Source organism: Oceanicaulis sp. (assembly GCF_051859625.1).
Taxonomy (GTDB): domain Bacteria; phylum Pseudomonadota; class Alphaproteobacteria; order Caulobacterales; family Maricaulaceae; genus Oceanicaulis.
In genome coordinates this window covers 357,033-374,241 of record NZ_JBHYFH010000001.1, presented here as the reverse complement: position 1 = coordinate 374,241, position 17,209 = coordinate 357,033, and the positions used below count along the sequence as shown (strand labels likewise).

15 protein-coding genes are annotated in these 17,209 nt (G+C 64.8%); 10 read left to right on the top strand and 5 right to left on the bottom strand.

The features are described from left to right. Window positions 1-18 precede the first annotated feature (18 nt). The 3 genes from mrdA (at window position 19) to ACTIGF_RS01860 (ending at window position 4,527) form a co-directional block, all read left to right on the top strand. Window positions 19-1,896, top strand: coding sequence for a penicillin-binding protein 2 (gene mrdA, locus ACTIGF_RS01870; RefSeq protein WP_439635249.1), 1,878 nt, complete (start codon window positions 19-21; stop codon window positions 1,894-1,896). A gap of 3 nt (window positions 1,897-1,899) precedes the next feature. Further along, window positions 1,900-3,045 (top strand): rod shape-determining protein RodA, encoded by a 1,146-nt coding sequence (gene rodA / locus ACTIGF_RS01865; RefSeq protein ID WP_439635248.1) that lies wholly within the window; start codon window positions 1,900-1,902, stop codon window positions 3,043-3,045. Window positions 3,046-3,171: 126 nt separating this feature from the next. Then, window positions 3,172-4,527 (top strand): sodium-dependent transporter, encoded by a 1,356-nt coding sequence (locus tag ACTIGF_RS01860; RefSeq protein ID WP_439635247.1) that lies wholly within the window; start codon window positions 3,172-3,174, stop codon window positions 4,525-4,527. Between the two features lie 78 nt (window positions 4,528-4,605). Here ACTIGF_RS01860 and pip read toward each other — a convergent pair whose 3' ends face one another. Then, on the bottom strand, window positions 4,606-5,580 hold the full coding sequence (pip, locus tag ACTIGF_RS01855; protein WP_439635246.1) for a prolyl aminopeptidase: 975 nt from the start codon (window positions 5,578-5,580) through the stop codon (window positions 4,606-4,608). Between the two features lie 125 nt (window positions 5,581-5,705). On the opposite strand from pip, the gene ACTIGF_RS01850 reads away from it, so the two are divergent. Continuing rightward, window positions 5,706-6,344 carry a hypothetical protein gene (locus tag ACTIGF_RS01850; RefSeq protein ID WP_439635245.1) on the top strand — a complete coding sequence of 213 codons (639 nt, stop codon included), beginning with the start codon at window positions 5,706-5,708 and terminating at the stop codon, window positions 6,342-6,344. After that, complete coding sequence (locus ACTIGF_RS01845; protein WP_439635244.1) at window positions 6,344-6,976, top strand: class I SAM-dependent methyltransferase; 633 nt, start codon at window positions 6,344-6,346, stop codon at window positions 6,974-6,976. Before ACTIGF_RS01850 ends, ACTIGF_RS01845 begins: the two co-directional genes overlap by 1 nt. On the opposite strand, the gene ACTIGF_RS01840 is transcribed toward ACTIGF_RS01845, so the two are convergent. Genes ACTIGF_RS01840 through ACTIGF_RS01830 form a run of 3 tightly spaced genes read right to left on the bottom strand, consistent with a single transcriptional unit; the run spans window position 6,945 to window position 10,065 of the window. Then, on the bottom strand, window positions 6,945-8,048 hold the full coding sequence (locus tag ACTIGF_RS01840) for a hypothetical protein (protein ID WP_439635243.1): 1,104 nt from the start codon (window positions 8,046-8,048) through the stop codon (window positions 6,945-6,947). The two genes, ACTIGF_RS01845 and ACTIGF_RS01840, sit on opposite strands and share 32 nt — an antisense overlap. Continuing rightward, the gene (locus ACTIGF_RS01835; RefSeq protein ID WP_439635242.1) at window positions 8,045-8,767 is read right to left on the bottom strand and encodes a class I SAM-dependent methyltransferase; all 723 of its coding nucleotides are present in this window, start codon (window positions 8,765-8,767) and stop codon (window positions 8,045-8,047) included. Before ACTIGF_RS01835 ends, ACTIGF_RS01840 begins: the two co-directional genes overlap by 4 nt. Next, a complete protein-coding gene (locus ACTIGF_RS01830; RefSeq protein WP_439635241.1) occupies window positions 8,764-10,065 on the bottom strand; it encodes a glycosyltransferase family 4 protein in 1,302 nt (433 codons plus the stop codon). Before ACTIGF_RS01830 ends, ACTIGF_RS01835 begins: the two co-directional genes overlap by 4 nt. Window positions 10,066-10,173: 108 nt before the next feature. On the opposite strand from ACTIGF_RS01830, the gene ACTIGF_RS01825 reads away from it, so the two are divergent. The 5 genes from ACTIGF_RS01825 to ACTIGF_RS01805 are packed head-to-tail and all read left to right on the top strand — an operon-like array spanning window position 10,174 to window position 14,927. Then, entirely contained in the window at window positions 10,174-11,352 is a 1,179-nt protein-coding gene (locus ACTIGF_RS01825; RefSeq protein ID WP_439635240.1) for an MFS transporter, read from the top strand. Between the two features lie 49 nt (window positions 11,353-11,401). Then, entirely contained in the window at window positions 11,402-12,556 is a 1,155-nt protein-coding gene (locus tag ACTIGF_RS01820; protein ID WP_439635239.1) for an ABC transporter permease, read from the top strand. Next, entirely contained in the window at window positions 12,553-13,329 is a 777-nt protein-coding gene (locus tag ACTIGF_RS01815; RefSeq protein ID WP_439635238.1) for an ABC transporter ATP-binding protein, read from the top strand. The genes ACTIGF_RS01820 and ACTIGF_RS01815 overlap by 4 nt, the downstream gene beginning before the upstream one ends. A gap of 9 nt (window positions 13,330-13,338) precedes the next feature. Further along, entirely contained in the window at window positions 13,339-14,295 is a 957-nt protein-coding gene (locus ACTIGF_RS01810) for an MlaD family protein (protein ID WP_439635237.1), read from the top strand. Beyond that, a complete protein-coding gene (locus ACTIGF_RS01805; protein ID WP_439635236.1) occupies window positions 14,292-14,927 on the top strand; it encodes an ABC-type transport auxiliary lipoprotein family protein in 636 nt (211 codons plus the stop codon). Before ACTIGF_RS01810 ends, ACTIGF_RS01805 begins: the two co-directional genes overlap by 4 nt. 73 nt (window positions 14,928-15,000) lie before the next feature. Here ACTIGF_RS01805 and ACTIGF_RS01800 read toward each other — a convergent pair whose 3' ends face one another. After that, the gene (locus ACTIGF_RS01800; RefSeq protein ID WP_439635235.1) at window positions 15,001-17,127 is read right to left on the bottom strand and encodes a hypothetical protein; all 2,127 of its coding nucleotides are present in this window, start codon (window positions 17,125-17,127) and stop codon (window positions 15,001-15,003) included. Window positions 17,128-17,209: the final 82 nt, after the last annotated feature.

Sequence of the window (17,209 nt, the reverse complement as noted above, 5' to 3'; positions counted from 1 at the left end):
GGCTGAGAAAGAGCGCGAATGCGTCGCGACAAGCAGGAAGCCCAAGCCCAGTTCACCCGCCGGTCCCTTTTGTTGTCAGGGTTCGGAGCGGGCGCTTTCGCCGCCTTGAGCGCGCGCATGTACGGCTTGCAGGTGCTTGAGCAGGACGCCTATCGGTTATTGTCTGAGCAGAACCAGTTCAATTTCCGCCTGCAACCGCCTGCGCGGGGACGGCTTCTGGACCGGTTTGGCGAAGCGATTGCGGAAAATCGCGAAAGCTACCGGTTGATGATCGTGCGCGATCAGGCCGGTGATCCGCGCGCCGCACTGGAACGCCTGTCTCGCTACATGCCGATCAGCGAATCGCGCATCGAACGCATCTTGCGCGCCGTGTCGCGCACCTCGCGATTCACCCCGGTCACCGTGGCCGAGGATCTCGATTGGGAGACGTTTGCGCGAATCAATCTGCACCTGCCCGATCTGCCGGGGATCACGCCGGATGTGGGCGAAGTGCGCACCTATCCGCGCCCCTATGATTTTGCGCATGTGACCGGCTATGTGCAGGCCGCACCGCCTGAAGCGGCCAATGACGACCCGCTTTTGCTGCATCCGGGGTTCCGGATCGGTCGTACGGGCGCGGAGCTGCAGCATGAAGACCGTTTGCGCGGCTCGGCAGGGCAGCTCAAGGTCGAGGTGAACGCCACCGGCCGGGTGATGCGCGAAATCCCCGAACAATCCATTCCCTCCGTGCCCGGTCAGGATGTGACCCTGACGCTGGACGCCCGCGCGCAACGCACGGCGATGGAGGCCCTGGGTGATCAAAGTGCGGCGGCGGTGGGGCTTGATGTCATCACAGGTGAAATCCTGGTGCTGGCCTCCACGCCGAGCTTTGACCCGAACGCCTTTGTTCTGGGCATCGGGACGGAGGCGTTCGCCTCTTTGAACAACAATCCCTATCGCCCCTTGTTCAACAAGGCGACGACGGGGCTGTACGCACCCGCCTCCACGGTGAAGGTCATGTCCTCGCTGGCGGCGCTGGAGCATGGGGTCACCGACCCCGAAGAGACCATTTACTGCGGCGGGCATACCCGGCTGGGCAATCGCGACTTTCACTGCTGGCGGCGACAGGGTCATGGCCGCATGAATCTGCACGAAGCGGTCAAGCAGTCCTGCGACGTCTATTTCTACGAAATGGCCAACCGGCTGGGCATCGAGCGCTATCGCGAGATGATGCTGAGCTGCGGTCTGGGCCAGTATTTCGACATTGGTCTGCCGTTCCCGCGCCGGGCCGAAGGGCTGGTGCCCAGTCCGGCCTGGAAACGCGCACGCCGTAATGAGCCCTGGACGACGGGCGACACCTATAATGTGGGCATCGGGCAGGGCGCCTTGCTGGCGTCGCCCCTGCAATTGGCGGTGATGACCGCACGCATCGCCACGGGCCGTCAGGTGACGCCTACATTGACGCGTAACGTCGGCGCCGTACCCGATTTCGCGCCCATGGGCTGGAACGCCGAGCATCTGGATCATGTGAACCGGGCCATGTCTGGCGTGGTCAACGAGCCGGGCGGGTCCGCCTATTGGCCGCTGGGCACGCGCGGGCTGGATCTGGACGGACTTGAAATGGCGGGCAAGACCGGCACGTCACAGGTGTATTCAATTTCCACCGAGGAACGTGCGGCGGGCGTGCGCGATCAGGACGATCTGCCCTGGCGGCTGCGCAATCACGGTCTGTTCGTCTCCTACGCGCCGGTCAGCGCGCCGCGCTATGTGGTCACCGTGGTGATCGAGCATGGCGGCGGCGGCACCCGCGCCGCTGCGCCGGCGCAGGCCATTTTGCGCGACCTGGTGCGCCGCGATCCCTCCAACGCCCGTCCTGACATGCTCGCTTCGGCGGCGCGTCCGACCACGGAAGGATAGAGCATGGGCGTTTTCACCCAGTCCGCGCCGCGCGGCTTCCGGGGCAAGCTGTTTGAGATCAACTGGGCCTTCGTCCTGTTGATCCTGCTCGTCGGCCTGATCGGGGTCGGCATGTTGTATTCGGTCGAGGGGGGCGCGTGGAATCCCTACGCCTCGCGCCATGCGCTGCGCCTGGGCGTGGGATTGGTGATCATGGTGGTGATCGCGTTGTTCCCGCCGCGCTTCTGGATGGGGCTGGCGTATCCGGCGTTTCTGGGGGCGCTTGTGCTGCTGATCGGGGTGGAGCTGATGGGCGCCACGGCGATGGGCGCGCAGCGCTGGATCGATATCGGGCCGATCCGCATGCAGCCGTCTGAAATCATGAAGATCGCCCTGGTTCTGGCGCTGGCGCGGTATTATCACGACCTGCCCGAGGAAAAGGTCTCCTCGCTGGGCGGACTGATCATACCGGCCCTGATGATCGCCTTGCCCATGGGGCTGATCGTCAAACAGCCTGACCTTGGCACTTCGCTCTTGTTGGCGGCCACCGGGGTGGTGATCGTGTTCCTGGCGGGGCTGAGCTGGAAGGTGATCGTCGGCTCAGGGGTTCTGGGCGGCGTCGCCGGCGGCTTCTTCTTCCAGTACGGTCTGCAGGATTATCAACGCCGGCGGATCATGACCTTCATCAATCCCGAAGACGATCCCATGGGCGCGGGCTATCACATCCTGCAGTCCAAGATCGCGCTGGGGTCGGGCGGCATGACCGGCAAGGGCTATATGGAAGGCACCCAGGCGCACCTGAACTTCCTGCCGGAAAAACAGACCGATTTCATTTTCACCATGCTGGGCGAGGAGTTCGGCTTTATCGGCGGGCTCGTGGTGCTGGGGCTGTATGCGTTGATCCTGGCCAATTGCGTGATGATCGCCACCTCATGCCGCTCGGTGTTCCTGCGTCTGGTGGTGATGGGGGTGGCGACGACCTTCTCGCTCTATGTCTTCATCAATGTGGGCATGGTCATGGGCATGCTGCCCGTGGTGGGCGTGCCGCTGCCGATGATCTCATATGGCGGCACGGTGATGATGACCGTCCTGATCGGCTTGGGCCTGATCCTGGGCGCTCACGTTCACCGCGACACCGAGCCGCCCAAGGGCGCAGGTTTGTTTGGTTAACACCGCATTGCCCAACTTGACCGCAAGGCGCGGATCGCCCAACCTCCCGCGCCAAAGCGCCGCAGGGCGGATTCAGATTTAATGCACGCGCCGATCAGGCGCGGCTGAGGGGAGGAGACTGCACCTATGGCGATGGGCGGCGCGAGCGCGCACGGAACTTGGAGCAGCCGTTTCGGCTTTCTGATGGCGGCGATCGGGTCGTCGGTCGGGCTGGGTAATTTCTGGCGGTTTCCATACACGGCCGGCGAGAATGGCGGCGCGGCTTTCGTGCTGATCTATCTGGTCTGTGTGGTGTTGATCGCCTTTCCGATCCTGATGGCGGAGCTGAGCGTAGGCCGTCATGCCCGTCGGTCCGCGGTGGGGTCCACCCGCAAGATGGCGTTTGACGCGGGCGCGTCAGAGATGTGGTCGATCACAGGCTGGGTCGGCATGGCCGGCGGCGTGATGATCCTGTGTTTCTATTCCGTGGTTGCGGGCTGGGTCGCCGCCTATGTGTTCAAGATGCTGTCGGGCGGCATGATCGGCATGGAGCCGTCGGCGGTTTCGGACGCCTTCGGCCAGCTGGTGGGCGATACCCGCACGGTGATCCTCTGGCATACGGCCTTCATGCTGGTGACGGTGGGCATTGTCTGCTTTGGCGTCATCAAGGGCATTGAGCGCACGGTCTCAATCTTGATGCCGCTCTTCTTCCTGATGCTGGTGGGCATGGTGATCTATGCCGGTCTGACCGCGGATATGGGCGCAGCGATCGAGTATCTGTTCGCGCCGGACTTCTCCAAGATTACGGCCCAGACCTTCCTGGAAGCGCTGGGGCAGGCCTTCTTCTCGATCGGGGTGGGCTCTGCGATCATGATCACCTATGGCTCCTACCTCTCGCGTGATGACAACCTGCCGCAATCGGCCGTCATCATTGCGGGCGCGGACACGATCGTGGCCATCATTGCAGGCCTGGCGATCTTCCCGTTCGTGTTCGCGTTCGGCCTGAGCCCGGACGCCGGCCCCGGCCTGTTCTTCCAGACCCTGCCGTCTGCGTTCGCGCAGATGCCGGGCGGCCAATGGGTGGGCGGCGCCTTCTTCTTCCTCGCCCTGATTGCGGCGCTGACAAGCTCGATTTCGCTTCTGCAGGTGATCGTGGCCTTTGGCGAGGAGCACACCGATTTCGGTCGCGTGGGCTCGGCGCTGTTCTTTGGCGCGATCATCTACATGTTCGGCGTGGCGGCGGCTTTCTCCGGGGAGTTCTTCGACATTCTCGACAAGGTGTCGGGCACGATCTTGCTGCCGCTCGGGGGCTTCCTGATCGCGCTGTTTACAGGCTGGGTCGTTTCCAAGGCGCTCATGCGCAAAGAGCTTCCCAATGCGGGGTCGGGCTTCTTCGCGTATTGGCGCTTCAGCATTCGCTGGCTGGCGCCGGTCGCTGTGGGCCTGATCATCGTGACGGGTCTGGCCAGCACCTTCGGCTTCAACCTGCCCTTCCTGAACTAGGCGGCGGTCAAGCCTGACGACAAAAGCCCCGGTCCATGCGGACCGGGGCTTTTTTGTGCGCTTTTCCAGGTGAGCGGGTTAGCCGAAGCGCCGCGCGAACATGTCGGTGGCGCGCACCAGCCCGTCCACCGTGCCCGGCTCGCCTGCGGCGTGACCGGCGTCCGCGACGAAGTTCAGCTGCACGCCCGGCCAGGCCTTTGACAATTTCCAGGCGGTGCGCGGCGGCGTGACCATGTCATAGCGCCCCTGCACGATGACGCCGGGAATGTCCGCCAGATGCGCGGTGTCCTCGAGCAAGATCCCGTCGCGTTCCAGAAACCCGCCATGATGAAAGTAATGCGCTTCGATCCGGGCCAGCGCATCCGACCGGTGCGGATCGGGGTTCACAAGGTGGGGCGCGACGCTCATCGAGATCAGCGCGCTTTCCCAGCTGGACCAGGCCAGCGCGTCCTCGCGGCGTTCATCCATGCTGGCGCCGGAGGTCAGGCGTTCGTAATACGCTGCGACCACGCGCTCGCGCTCGGTCGGCGTCAGGCGGTCGGTCAGTCGCGCCCAGGCGTCGGGGAACAAGCGGTTGGCGCCGTCCCGGTAGAACCAGTCGAGCTCTTTTCGGGTGCAGGCGAAGACGCCGCGCAGCACAAGCCCCAGCACATGTTCGGGACAGGCGCGGGCATAGGCCAGCCCCAGCGTCGCCCCCCAGGAGCCGCCGAACACCAGCCATTTGTCGATGCCCAGATGTGACCGCAATTGTTCGATATCGTTGACCAGATGGGCGGTCGTGTTGTGCTCCAGCAAGGAATAGGGGCGTGAACGCCCGCAGCCGCGCTGGTCAAAAACGATGATGCGATACCGGCGCGGGTCGAAAAACCGCCGCATGGCGGGGGCGGCGCCGCCGCCTGGCCCGCCATGCAAGGTGATCACGGGCACCCCGTCGGGGCGGCCGCAATCCTCGTAATACAGGCTATGGCCCTGTCCGACGTCCAGAAAGCCGGTATGCACCGGCGTGGTGGGCGGATACAGGCCCAGCCGGCGGTGGGAGCGGAGTGTGTCCATTTTTCGCGCGGTAATCAGCCGATTAACCCTCAAGTTCTGTTTACCGTGACACTATGTCGTTTTATCACTGTGTGGAACCGGGTTCGGAGGGGAAACCGGTCTGCGTCAAAAAGGGTCGCTTCGGCATGCATTCGTTCGTCCGGGCTTTGGGCCTAGGTATCGTTCTAAGCGCCTGCATCCTGTCCTCAGGATGCGCAAGCCAGCCGATTGCGCTGGGCGCTGACACTCAGGCCGGCATGGCCGCCGAGACACAGCTGAGAACGCAATCGCAAACCGTGAACGCGCTGGTGGACGATGAGGGCTGGTCGCTGAGCGCCGCGCCCGCCGCGGCGGCGCGCGCCTTTTTCGGTCGGCTGATCAATGGCGCCAGCGATGAAGAGGCTGCAGCGGATCCGGTCAGCGTTTATGTGGACGCGCAGGGCGATGCGATGGTGCAAGCGCTCAATTCTGATCTGGGGCGCCTGATCGGTCTGACGCGCGCCATCGCCGACGCGGCGGAAGATATCGCCGGGGCGGAGCATACGCTGGGACAGGCCAGCCTGACCCAGGATCTGGCGTCTGCGGAAAGTGCGCTGGGGGCTGTTCGCCGGGCGCAAGACTTCTTCCTCGCCGTGTCAGAGCGTCTTGATGAAGCAGATGCGGTGAGCGGGTATGAGCCCTCATTGCAGACGCTCGACGCCGAGAAAACCCGTCTCGCAAACGCGGCGGACGCTCTGGCGGAACGCCGCTGGGCGGCGCACTCCAATCTGGGTCTTGCAAGTTAATGAGTCATTCTGTTCCGGGCGACGCGCTCGACCCGCAAACCGTCAAGGGCTTCCTCGCCGATGATGAAGGCCAGGCCTTGGCCCGGCACGCCCGTATCGCCGCTGACAGCGCGCCGGGCGCCTTTGTTGAAATCGGCAGCTGGTGCGGACGCTCCAGCGTCTATCTGGGCCGGGCCGCGCGCGCGGCGTGTCGCCTTCTGTTCGCTGTCGACCATCATCGCGGCTCGGAAGAACATCAGCCGGGCGAAGGCTATCATGACCCCGAGCTTTATGACGCCGAGCTGGGCCGTGTGGACACGCTGCCGGCCCTGCGCCGGAGTTTGGCTCTGGCTGATCTTGAGCGCGACGTCATCCCCATGGTCGGGCCGTCCGCTCTGATCGGCGCCAGCTGGTCTGGTCCGCTGAGCTTTGTGTTCATTGACGGCGGTCACGCCATGGACACGGCGCTGGCGGATTATCGCGCCTGGGCGGGACATGTGGCGCGCGGCGGATTGCTCGCCATCCATGACGTCTTCCCCAATCCCGAGGATGGTGGCCGTCCGCCTTATGAAATCTGGAAACTCGCCGTGGCCTCGGGGCTGTTCGAACCGGTGGAGCGGGTCAATACGCTCGAGATTCTGCGCCGTCTGTAAGCCAGGCGTCGGCCCGGGCGTGGCGGATCAGCAGGTCTGATCCGGCGCTCAGGCCATACAGCGCGTCCGCCGCCAGGATGACCGCGCCGGCGGTCCAGCTGGGGCGTTCCTTGGGCCAGACCTGGCCCAGCTCATACTGCCAGCCCATCCAGTAGCCGTCGCCGTCGCGCGCCAGGGGCGCCAAAGCGCCCAGAAGGTTTTGCGCCCGGACCGTGTCGCCGATGCTCAGACAGGCCAACGCCAGCTCGGCGGTTTCCGCCGCGGTGATCCAGGGCTCTTCGGTGACGCAGCGGCAGCCCAGATCCTCGACCACGAACCGGTCCCAACCCGCATGCAGGTGCGCCTTGGCTTCCAGCCCCGTCACCACGCCGCTCAGCACCGGGTAATACCAGTCCATGGCGTAGCGAGAGCGGTCCTCGCCCAGCCGGTCAAACCGGTGCGGCTTGGTGGTGAAGGCGTTTGCAATCTGGCGTCGCGCCTTGGCCCAGTCCGTGCGCTTGCGACCCAGGGCGTCGGCGATGCGCAATCCGCATTCGAGACTTTTGAACAGCGAGGCGTTGCCCGCTTTCAGCGAATCCACCGCCTCCAGAGCCTGTCCCTCATCGGGTTTGCGCCAGACCACGTCGCCATGGGGCGTCTGGTGATCGACCACCCAGTCCAGCGCGCGGCTGATCATGTCGGCATGACGCGCAATCAGGCGTGGCTCGTCGAGCGCCAGCGCGCTGCGCAAGACGGTCACGGCGGCGTAGCCGGTGAAATTGGTGTCATGGGCGGTGACGGGATCTTTGGGCGGCGCGATGCGCTCGCCGTCTTGATCCATGGGCACGCCCGCGCCCAGCTCGCCCAGCCAGGAGCCGTCGGCGTGCTGACGCTCGGCCAGGGCGTCAAGCGCGGCGTGGGTTGCGGTGTCCCGGCCGGCGATGGCCAGCGCCATGGCGCTCTCGCCATGGTTCCAGGGATCCCAGACGCCGGTCTCCACCCACGGGATAGACCCGTCGCGCAATTGCAGATCCTCGATCCGGTCGGCGCAGGCGGCGATGTCCACGCCGATGGATTGGGGACGATGGCTCATGCTGCGTCCTTCTGGAAATACAGCGCGACGGATTTGCCCATCACCGGGTTCAGCGCGGCTTCGGTCCAGCGCGTCAGGCGCGGCTTTTCCATCAGGTCCCATTCCAGAAGCTTGCGGAAGGCGTTGACCGAGCGGCTTTCGTCCTGGCGCTCCCATTTGGCGCAACGCAGCCACCAATACGGCGCGTGCAGGGCGTGCGCCCAATGGCGTTTGTAGGGACGATAGCCGCGGCTCGCGACGCGGTCTCGAAGCTCATGATCGCGGAAGATGCGCACATGGCCGCCCGGCGTGTTCTGATAGCCTTCAGACAGCGCCCAGCAGATCTTTTCCGGCCAATAGCGCGGCACGGACAGCGCAAAGCGACCGCCGGGCTTCACAATACGAGTGATTTCATCAAGCGCCGCGTCCACATCGGGCAGATGCTCCAGCACTTCAGAACAGATCACCACGTCAAAGCTGTCATCGGCGAAGGGCAGGCGACCGGCGTCGCCCACGCTCCACACCGCGCTGCGGGGTGGGTTCTGGGGCGGCGGGGGAAGCTCGAAGAAGCCGTCGACCGCGCTCTTGAGGTCTTCGAGGCTGAGGTCGAGCATGGTCACGTCCAGCGCCTTGTCATGCCAGTAAAAGGCATGGCTGTGCCGGCCGCGCCCGCAGCCCAGGTCGAGGACGCGCTGACCGTCTTTGAGATCCAGCGCATCAAGGTCCAGCGTCACCATCATTGGGCGGCAAGCTCCGTTATGTCAGGCAGGCGCCCGCGCTCTTCCAGCGCCTGGGCGTAAAGGTCCATGCTGGCGCGAGCGTGCTCGTCCCAGCGAAAGGCGCTGTGCGCGCGGGCCGCGCATGCGGCGCTCATCTGCTGGCGTAGCGCCGGATCAGACAAGACCCGCTCCAGCGCATCAGCGAGGCCGTCTGAATCTTCCACCTCGGTCACAAGGCCGGCCTCGCCCGCCACTTCCGGCAAGGCGCCGCCGCGCGACACAATCACCGGCGCGCCGCAGGCCATGGCCTCGGCCGCGGGAAAGCCGAAGCCTTCAAAGCGGGAGGCGGAGACAAAGACGGTCGCCTTTCGATAGAGCGCCACGATCTCGTCCAGGCTGAGGCCGGAGACGAAGTCGACGCTGTCGATCAGCCCGGTGTCCTTGAGCGCGCGTTTGGTGGGGCCGTCGCGCAAGGAGCCGATCACGGTCAGGCGCGGCGTGCGACCGCGGGCTTTCAGCTTCGCCAGAGCGTCGATCAGCACGTCGAGCCCCTTGATCGGAACATCGGCGCTGGCGAGCGCCAGAATATGGTCGTCGTCGCGCGTGACGCCGTGGTCGGGTTTGAAGCTGTCCAGATCGAGCCCGTTGAAGGCGACGCGCACCCGATCCGGATCGACGCCGCAACGCTGGGCGTAAGACTGACGCGCGGCGTCCGACACGGCCAGAAAGCGCGGCAGCGCGCGCGCGGCCTTGGCCTGATGGTTCACAAAGGAATGCCAGCGCCGGGTCAGGGCGCGCCGCCACCAGTTCGCCGCGCCCGCCACGGCGAAATCGCGATCTATGGCGATAGGGTGGTGCAAGGTGGTGATCACCGGCAGATAGCTGTCCACGCCGGTCATCGGCAGGGCGAGCGTCTGGTTGTCATGCACCACGTCAAACCGGTCGCCATGCTCGGCGACCCAGGCTTCAAGACGCAGGGCGTAGCTGACCATTTCAGCGAAGGCGCCGGTATTGTGCGCCAGCCATTCGGTTCGGTTGGCGCGATCCAGCAGTGTTTCGAGCCGGAGAGTCAGGAACGCGTTGTCGACGCTGAACAGATCGAGCGAGGGCAGCGTGATCAGCTCGATATCCGGATCAAGATCGGGATAGGGCGGGCCCGAAATCACGGAAACGGCGCAGCCCTGATCGGCGAGCGCGCGCGACAGGGCGCGGACGTACACGCCCTGACCACCCACATGGGGTGCTGAGCGATAACTGGAGACCAGCACGCGCAAGGGCGCGGAGCGGGTCTGGGTCGGATCAAGGACGGCGTCTTTCATGAAGGCGGGAAGCTATCGCCAGCCGCGCCGGAAACCAAGAGCAAACAGTGTTCACCGTGCGGTCAAACGCGCTTTCCTCACAGGTTCAGCCGCGCTAAGCCCCTGAACATGTCCGCCTTGCTCGCCTCGATCCCGCGTCCTGTTCGCTTTGCGCTCTTTTACGGGGCGTTCTATCTGGGGTTCGGCGCCTACCTGCCCTACATGCCGGTCTGGTATGAGGGGCGGGGGCTCAGTCCTGAAATGATCGGGGCCGCGGCCGCCGCCTCAATGGCGGGGCGGGTCTTCGCGGCGCCGCTGGGCGCGATGCTGGCGGACCGCGCGCCGAAAAAACGCTGGGCGGTCCTGACGTACGCGCTGGTCTCGTTTTTCGCCTTCGCCGCTTTCATTCCCGCCACCAATCCCTGGGCGATCTTGGTGTTGGCGGGCCTCGCGGGGGGCGCCTTCACCGGCATCATGCCGATCATCGACGCCTTCGCGATCCAGGAATCCAGCCGTCGCCGGTTTGCGTTCGGCCCGCCGCGCGCGTTTGGGTCGGCGACGTTCATCATCGGAAATGTGGGCGCGGGCTGGTTGATCGGCTGGCTGGGCGGCGAGGCGGCCCTGGCCTGGACGCTGATCGGCGCGGCTCTGGCGGTGCTGACCGCGCTGATGCTGCCCGAAGGGCGCAACCGGCCCGAGCCTGTCGCCTCCGAGAACACGGCGCCGAAGACCGGCGTGGTCGCGGCCATGCTGTCCAATGGCTTGCCGCTGGCCTTTGCGGCGTCAGCGCTGATCCAGGGCGCGCACGGATTTTATTATGGGTTTTCCGCCGTCGCCTGGCGGGCCGAGGGCGTGCCCGCCGGGGCGGTGGGATTGCTCTGGGCCACCGGGGTGGGGGCCGAGATCGTGTTTTTCGCTGTCTCCGCCCGACTGCTCAGATCGGTAAGCCCCGCAAAAGTGCTGGCGCTGGGGGGCGCGGTGTCCGTGATCCGCTGGTTGGCGCTCGCCGTGTCTCCGCCGCTCTGGCTCTTGTTTCCGCTCCAGCTCCTGCACGCCTTCAGCTTCAGCGCCACCTATCTGGGCTTTCTGCGCTATGCGGCGGATAACAGCCCGCAGCGCTTCGCCTCCATGGCGCAGGCGATCAACTCCGCCTTCTCGGGCGGGTTGGTCCTGGCGCTGGCGGCCTATGCGTCTGGATTCGCCTATAGCGCGTATGGCGCAGGCGGCTTTGCAGTGATGGCGATTCCGTCGGGCCTGGGTTTGCTCTTTGCATTCTGGCTCGTGCAAACCGCGCGAACACAGCCATAATGGAGCCACACTCCCATTTAAGCCTCACAGCTCAGGGGAAGCGGGGACGATGACAGCAGCGATCGCAACAGAGCGTCAGCAGGCGGGGCTGACAACGCGCCAGGAAGGCGCGCGTCTGGTGCTGGAGCCGCGCGGCGATTGGATGATCGAAGCTGTCGGGCGTTTCAACCGCCAACTCAAGCGCATCGAGACCGAGACCGATCCGCAGGATCTGGTGATTGATCTGACGCATCTGGGCCGGATCGACACCGCCGGCGCTTATCTGCTGGGCCGAACCCTCAGCCGGTGCGGCGATCCTGATGCAGACTGGCATTTCATCGGCGAGCACGAGACCGCGCGCCGCCTCATGGGGGAGATGCGCGAGCGGCTCGCCGATTGCCCGCCCCTTGAAGAAACGCCGCGCGGTGTCGTCGCCACCTTCGCTCGGATCGGCGCCGGGGTGGAGGACGGCGTGAAGGAAACCGTCGAATCCTTCGCCTTTTTCGGCCGCACCATCACCACCGGGCTGAGTGTGCTGATCAATCCGACCAAAATGCGCTGGACGCCGACCATTCACTTGATGGAGACGGCGGGCGTCGATGCGTTGCCGATCATCTCCGTGCTCAGCTTTTTCATCGGCGCGGTCGTGGCCTTCATGGGCGCCAGCCTGTTGGAAACCTTCGGCGCCTCTGTATTCACCGTGGATCTGGTGGGCATCGCGGTCTTGCGTGAATTCGGCGTGCTGATCACGGCGATCTTGCTGGCGGGGCGGTCTGATTCCGCCTTCACCGCCGCCATCGGGTCGATGAAGATGCAGCAAGAGATCGACGCCATGAAGGTGATGGGTCTCGACCCGTATGAGGTTCTGGTGCTGCCGCGCGTTCTGGCCTGCGTGCTGATGGCGCCGCTTCTGACCCTGTCCGCCATGGTGGCGGGGGTTGTGGGCGGCATGATGGTCAGCTGGTGGACGCTGGACATCTCACCCAATTTCTTCCTCACCCGGATGCACGACACCATCGATCTCAAACACTTCCTGGTGGGCATGTCCAAGGCGCCGGTGTTTGGCCTGGTGATCGCCATTGTGGGCTGCCGTCACGGGCTACAGGTGGGCGGTGATGTGGAGAGCCTGGGCGCCCGGGTGACGACGTCCGTGGTGCAGGCGATCTTCGCCGTCATCGTGATCGATGCGCTGTTCGCCATGATGTATCTGGAGCTCGATATATGAGCGGTGCGCCCTTGATCGAAGTGCGCGGCCTGCGCAGCCAGTTCGGCTCTCATGTGGTCCATGACAACCTCGATCTCGAGGTCCGCCAGGGCGAGACCCTGGGCATTGTCGGCGGATCAGGCTCGGGCAAATCCGTGCTGATCAACACCATTCTGGGACTGAAATCGCCTGATGGCGGCGAGATCCTGTTTCGTGGCGCGCCCATGTCCAAGATGTCAGGCAGGGACAGGCTGGAGCTGGAAAAACGCTGGGGAGTCCTGTTTCAGGCCGGCGCCCTGTTCTCTTCGCTGACCGTGCAGGAAAACGTCATGGCGCCCATGCGCGAGCATGTGCGCATGCCTGTCAGCCTGATGAAGGAGCTGGCGGATCTCAAGATCGGCCTGGTGGGATTGTCGGGCGAGGCGGGGGGCAAGTTTCCCGCGGAATTGTCGGGCGGCATGAAAAAACGCGCCGGGCTGGCGCGGGCTCTGTCGCTGGATCCCGACATTCTGTTTCTGGATGAGCCCACCGCCGGGCTCGACCCGATCGGGGCCAGCGCCTTTGATGATCTGATCAAAGAACTGTCTGAGACGCTGAACCTGACCGTAGTGATGATCACCCACGATCTCGACAGCCTGCACGCCATTTGCGACCGGGTTGCGGTCATCGCCGACAAGACGATCATCGCCAATGCGCCGCTCGATGAGCTGACCCGCAATCCGCATCCCTGGATCCAGGAATATTTTGGCGGTCCACGCGGACGCGCCGTGTTAAGACAAGCCGCTGAGGACTAGAGGCACGCTATGGAAACCAAAGCGCATCACGCCATTGTGGGTTTCTTCGTCGTTTTCCTGACGGTGTCGGGGGTGATGTTGTCGCTCTGGCTGTCCGGGGCGGCGCTGGACCGTGAATTTCGCGAATATGACGTCGTCTTTGACGGCGCCGTCAGGGGCTTGCGCCCGGCGTCGGAGGTTCGCTTTAACGGCATTCAGGTCGGCGAGGTGACGGAGCTGGGTCTGAACCCCGACAATCCCGGACAGGTGATTGCGCGCATTCGGGTGAATGTGGAAACGCCGGTGAAGTCGGATTCCGAAGCCCAGCTGGAGCCGCAAGGTCTGACGGGGCTGTCCTATATCCAGATTTCAGCGGGTTCGCCCAATGCAGAGCGTCTTGAAAGCCGGCCCGGTGATCGCGCGCCGCGCATTTACGCGACACAGGCCCAGATCGATCAGCTGGTGGAAGGGGGCGAGAGCCTTCTGGAATCCGCCCAGCTCAGCTTTGTGCGCATCGGTCGCCTGCTCAGCGATGAAAATCTCGAGAGCATGACCAACACGCTCAATCATATCGAGACGATCACGGGCGATCTGGCCGAGCGCGAATTGTTGATCAGCGAAGCGCGTGCGGCGCTCAACAGTGTGCAGCAGGCGGGCGCTGACGTGTCCGTCGCCGCCCAGGCCATGCAGCAATTCGCCCAGGTCACCGAACGCTATGTGGTCGATGATCTGACGCCGGCGACGCTGGACACCGCCGCCGCCGCGCAGGAAGTCGATCGCACCGCTGTCGAGACCTATGACGCGCTGGTCGCGATCCGTCCCGGCGTCGAAGAGTTTTCCGAGGACGGACTGACCCAGCTGACGGCGACCTTGCGTGATTTGCGATCCCTGGTCGCGGCGCTCGAACGGGTCGCGCTGGAGCTGGAATCCGATCCAGCCGGATTTATCGCCGAACCTGAAGGCGCTGAAGTGGAGGTGCCGCGATGAGCACTCTTGGAAAATTCGCGCTGGGCGCGCTTGGGGCGGCGAGCCTTCTGGCGACGCCGGGCTGCATCTCCTTGCTGCCGGAAAGCGAGCCGGTGTCGCTATATCGCCTGACCGGTCTGACGGCGGATGAAGTGGCCCCTTCCGCCGAGGCGCAAACCATCTTGATTGATCATATCAGCGCCCCGCGTGGATTGGCGGTCGACCGGGTGGCTCTGCTGCGCGATGGCGAGCTGGCCTATATGGCGGGCGCAGCCTGGCTGTCGCCGGCGCCGACGCTGGTGCATGACCGGATACTCGATGTCTTCCTCAGTGAGACGCCGGAACTGATCCCCGCCCGCAGCGAAGACGGAGTGCAGGCGCGATACCGCCTGCAGCTGGAGTTGCGCCGGTTTGAAGCCGAATACGATCAGGGCGATGCTCGAGCGCCCCTGATCCAGATGCGCATGGTGGCGCGTCTGATTGACCGCGATGCGCGGGCTTTGGCGGCGTCGCGCCGCTTTGATGTCAGCGTCCGGGCCAGCGATAACCGTCAGGCGGCGTTGATTGACGCCTTCAGCCAAGCCTCCAATGAAACCGCCCATGCCCTGGCGGACTGGACGACCGGCGTGGTTTGCGCCGACACCGCCTGCTAGAGCGTCACTGAGCGTAGAACAAAAAAAGGCCGGCCCCATCTGAGGCCGGCCGTTTTGTGCGTGCCGCCGCGCGTCAGGTGTCGCGATTTCGGCGATTGCGTTTGGGATCGTCCTTGCTTGCGGACGGCGTCTCGTCTGAATCCATATTGGCCAGTAGGTCGCGCCAGCGCCAGCTGGCTTCCTTGCGGGCTTTCTCGACACCGTCGCGGATGCTGTCGCGCACCGGATCCTCTTCATCGCCATTGAGCGCCGCCTCGTCTTCATCCTCTTCGGAGCGGGCGGGACGAACGGCTTTCAGATCAGGCTTGCTTTCATCCTTGCGGCGGGCGCGCTCCGCCTTGCGTTCTTCCGTTTTGGAGGCTTCCCAGTCTTCATCGCGCTCGGCGCTGTCACGCGTCTCCGCGGAGCGGGCGTCAGCTTCGCGTTTGGCGATCTCCGTGCGCTTGCGCGTGGGTTTGTCAGCCTTGCCGTCGTCCTCATCCTTGCGCCGGGCGCTGAGCGGGTCGGGCAATTCGTTGATGTTGAGATCGAGCGGTTTGTGACCGCCAGCCACAGAACCCATGCGCAGGATGAAATCGCTGAGCAATTCATAGTTCTGGCGGATGCGCGACTGGAACAGGGCGTCAATGTCGCGCGCCTGATCGGACGCGGTCTGCGCCGTCTCATTGAGCTGGCTCAGCCCGTCTTCCAGCGTGCGCTGCATGGCCTTGGCGGCGTTGCGTGCGGCGTCGGGGGCGTCATCAAGCTTGCTGCGCAGACCAGACAGCTCATCCTCGATCCGGCGGCTTTCACGGCGCGCGGCGTCGAGGGTTTCAGACATTTGCTTGCGCACCGCCTCGGCGGCCTCTTCGGCGGCTTTCTCGGCGCGCGCGGTTAGGTCTTCAGCCTCGCGCAGGCGAGCCTGGAAGGCGTCGTCAGAGCGGCGGGCGACGTCAAATCCGCTTTCACTGACCCGTTCAAGCGCGGCTTCGGCGTCGTCGGCTTGTTTCTTCAGGCTTTCACCCGCTTCCTCGGCGGCTTCGCGTGCAGCACGAGCGGCGTCACGCATCCGGTCGAGCGCGCGCTCCTGGGCGCGGGCGGCTTCTTCACTGCGTTCAGACAGGGAATTGGCCAGATCCTTGGCCTGACCCAACGCCTTGTCCACGGCGTCCAGGAAGACTTCGCCGGAATTCTTGGCGGTGCTTTCAAGGATTTCAGCCCCGTCGCGCGCCTTGCGCGTCATGGTTTCCAGCTCGGCCTTGTGGAAGTCGAGCGCGGCGCCGATCTTTTCTTGTTCCTTGCGCAGGGTCTCGGTCACATCCTGCAGGCGATCGCGGTGTTTGACATAGGCGTCTTCCAGCCCGTCGGTGCGATTGCGCAGCATGTCGGAGAAGTCGCGCAGCTCGGTGGCGCGCGCGTCCAGCGACAGGGCGACCCGGTCGCCGGCTTCTTCAGCGGCCTGGCCAGCCGCGCTCAGGCGCTCGGCCCCTGACCGGATCAGGCGTTCGCCTTCTGACGCCTTGGCGTCGGCGAGTTCTGCGGCGGCGGCGACCATTTTGGACTGGTCCTGAATGGCGGCGGCGATCATCGCCGCCTTGTCGTCCAGGCCTTCAGACACGTCATTGAGGCGCAGGCGTTCGTCGCGCAGGGCGCGGGTCAGTTGTTCGGCGCGCTCCTTGGCGCGGGTGGAGCCGTCTTCCAGGCTTTCGGCATGGTGGGTGATCACCTCTTCCATGGCCGCAAGCCGCGCCAGGGCGCTCTCCATCGCCTTGTTGACGCGGTCCACTTGCATGGTGATCGCATCGGCCAGTCGCGAGGCGTCTTCCTCGGCGTGTTCTGTGGGGGTGGCGAGGCGAAGGACCGCCGCATCCAGATGGCGCGCACGAGAGCCGGCGCGAGACACTTCACGTCCCAAAAGGCCCGCCAGCACGAACAGCAGAGCCGGGGCGGCCGCGAAGACGGACAGGCCCGCCATCTGCGCAGGGCTTAAAGCGGTCAGATCTGTATAACCGGCGAGATAGGCCGCGGCGCCGCCAAACCACAACAATCCGAACGCGGCGCCGCCAAAGGCCAGCCATCCGCCGCCTTCGGTCTTGGGAGGGGGGGCGGTCATCTGAGGCGCGAGAGGGGTGGAGCGCACAGCCTCCAGCGCACCGCCCGCCGGTTCGGCGATCACGCTTTCCTCAATCTTTTCAGCGTCTTTTGTATCCTTGGCAGCCATGACGTCTCGTCTGGTTTGGCGCTGATCCCGTTCGGATATCGCCGTGAAACGACCATCCTAACAGAATCACGCGGCACTGCAG

Coding starts and splice junctions, on each gene's coding strand:
- ACTIGF_RS01850 (WP_439635245.1), top strand. CDS start 5,706: ATGCATTCGTTCGTCCGGGCTTTGGGCCTAGGTATCGTTCTAAGCGCC.
- ACTIGF_RS01845 (WP_439635244.1), top strand. CDS start 6,344: ATGAGTCATTCTGTTCCGGGCGACGCGCTCGACCCGCAAACCGTCAAG.
- ACTIGF_RS01835 (WP_439635242.1), bottom strand. CDS start 8,767: ATGATGGTGACGCTGGACCTTGATGCGCTGGATCTCAAAGACGGTCAG.
- ACTIGF_RS01825 (WP_439635240.1), top strand. CDS start 10,174: ATGTCCGCCTTGCTCGCCTCGATCCCGCGTCCTGTTCGCTTTGCGCTC.
- ACTIGF_RS01830 (WP_439635241.1), bottom strand. CDS start 10,065: ATGAAAGACGCCGTCCTTGATCCGACCCAGACCCGCTCCGCGCCCTTG.
- ACTIGF_RS01815 (WP_439635238.1), top strand. CDS start 12,553: ATGAGCGGTGCGCCCTTGATCGAAGTGCGCGGCCTGCGCAGCCAGTTC.
- ACTIGF_RS01820 (WP_439635239.1), top strand. CDS start 11,402: ATGACAGCAGCGATCGCAACAGAGCGTCAGCAGGCGGGGCTGACAACG.
- rodA (WP_439635248.1), top strand. CDS start 1,900: ATGGGCGTTTTCACCCAGTCCGCGCCGCGCGGCTTCCGGGGCAAGCTG.
- ACTIGF_RS01840 (WP_439635243.1), bottom strand. CDS start 8,048: ATGAGCCATCGTCCCCAATCCATCGGCGTGGACATCGCCGCCTGCGCC.
- mrdA (WP_439635249.1), top strand. CDS start 19: ATGCGTCGCGACAAGCAGGAAGCCCAAGCCCAGTTCACCCGCCGGTCC.
- ACTIGF_RS01810 (WP_439635237.1), top strand. CDS start 13,339: ATGGAAACCAAAGCGCATCACGCCATTGTGGGTTTCTTCGTCGTTTTC.
- pip (WP_439635246.1), bottom strand. CDS start 5,580: ATGGACACACTCCGCTCCCACCGCCGGCTGGGCCTGTATCCGCCCACC.
- ACTIGF_RS01805 (WP_439635236.1), top strand. CDS start 14,292: ATGAGCACTCTTGGAAAATTCGCGCTGGGCGCGCTTGGGGCGGCGAGC.
- ACTIGF_RS01800 (WP_439635235.1), bottom strand. CDS start 17,127: ATGGCTGCCAAGGATACAAAAGACGCTGAAAAGATTGAGGAAAGCGTG.
- ACTIGF_RS01860 (WP_439635247.1), top strand. CDS start 3,172: ATGGCGATGGGCGGCGCGAGCGCGCACGGAACTTGGAGCAGCCGTTTC.